This is a genomic window from Flagellimonas pelagia (assembly GCF_003584135.1).
In the GTDB taxonomy this organism is placed as follows: Bacteria; Bacteroidota; Bacteroidia; order Flavobacteriales; family Flavobacteriaceae; genus Flagellimonas; species Flagellimonas pelagia.
Map to the genome: position 1 here is coordinate 1 of NZ_QXFI01000002.1, position 1,342 is coordinate 1,342.

Annotated in this window: 2 protein-coding genes; both read left to right on the top strand. The window is 58.8% G+C overall.

Annotation, left to right across the window (positions count from 1 at the left end; genetic code table 11):
• A partial coding sequence (locus D2V05_RS00020; RefSeq protein ID WP_119645462.1) for an IS110 family RNA-guided transposase occupies nt 1-452 on the top strand: 452 nt, incomplete at its 5' end.
• 311 nt (nt 453-763) lie between these two features.
• Nucleotides 764-1,342, top strand: a 579-nt coding sequence (locus D2V05_RS00025; protein WP_235855343.1) for an IS110 family RNA-guided transposase, incomplete at its 3' end; no start/stop codon positions are given.

Genomic DNA, 1,342 nt, shown 5'->3' on the forward strand with positions numbered 1-1,342 from the left:
GCAGGATAGGAGCCTATGACGACGAACTGATGGCCATGACGCGTGAAGATGATCTGGCTCAGCGTCTGGTCACGGTTCCTGGCATTGGGGCGATCAATGCCACGGCACTGGTCGCCGCAGTGGGTGATGCCAGCGCCTTTGCCAAGGGGCGTGATCTGGCCGCATGGCTCGGTTTGACACCACGACAACACTCAACTGGCGGCAAGACCAAAATGCTGGGCATCAGCAAGCGGGGCAACCGCTATCTACGAACCCAACTTATCCACGGCGCACGAGCAGCGATGCGGCACTTCGTCGAAAAGCAAACCGCCATGGGAGTATGGCTACGCAACCTACTTGCCCGTGCGCATCCAAATGTCGTGGTGGTGGCGCTCGCTGCGAAGCTTGCCCGAGTCGCTTGGGCGATCCTTCGGCGCGGTGATGTGTATCAATCGCAGGAAGCATCAATCTGACGGAATTGCGATCAGCTGACGCTGAACGCTCAAGATGTCTGTGGAGGTGAGATAGATGGCATAACGGTCGAACCGGCGGACGGGAAAGCCTGGTTAAAAATGTGGTGCATGTCACCGTTGGCTTTATGAGGCTCCCGCCGCGCGGAACCCATCTTGGCCAGGCCAACAGGCCTGAGACCGGATACGTTGATGCAGACCCACAACGCCATCCAACTTTATCCTTGCAGACGGGGCGGACCATACGTTATGGGATGGTCCGCCCCTCAACGACCGGCGCTATGATGGTTCCGGAATGGAAGAGGAGAGGACCAATGACGAAGCCGGTAATCAGTGTTCTGGGCGTTGATCTTGGCAAGAACAGTTGCAGCGTGGCCGGCCTTGATGCTGCAGGTGCGGTAATTATGCGCCGACGAATGACGCGTGAAGGGTTGATCAAGTTTGTCTCGAAGCTGCCGCAATGCGTGGTAGCGATGGAAGCGTGCTGCGGCGCACATTTTCTGGCCCGGACATTCCAGTCGCATGGTCATTCGGTGCGGTTAATGTCGCCGGAATATGTTCAGCCCTACGTCAAAGCGCAGAAGACCGATGATCGAGATGCGGAGGCCATCGCGGAAGCCGCGACCCGGCCAACCATGCGCCTGGTGACGCCAAAAAGCGAAGCTCAGCTCGATTTGCAGATCCTGCACAGGGCGCGTGCAAGGCTGGTTGCGGAGCGGACGCGGTTGACCAACCAACTGCGCGCCGTCCTGTTAGAACGCGGCATAATCCTGCCTCAGCGGCGCGGTCCTCTTATCCGGCGGCTTGATGATCTTATGGGGGGCGATTTGCCAATCAGCGCCAGAATGCTGCGCCTGCTTCGGGACCTGCGCGATGAATGGGCAGAGCTTGAC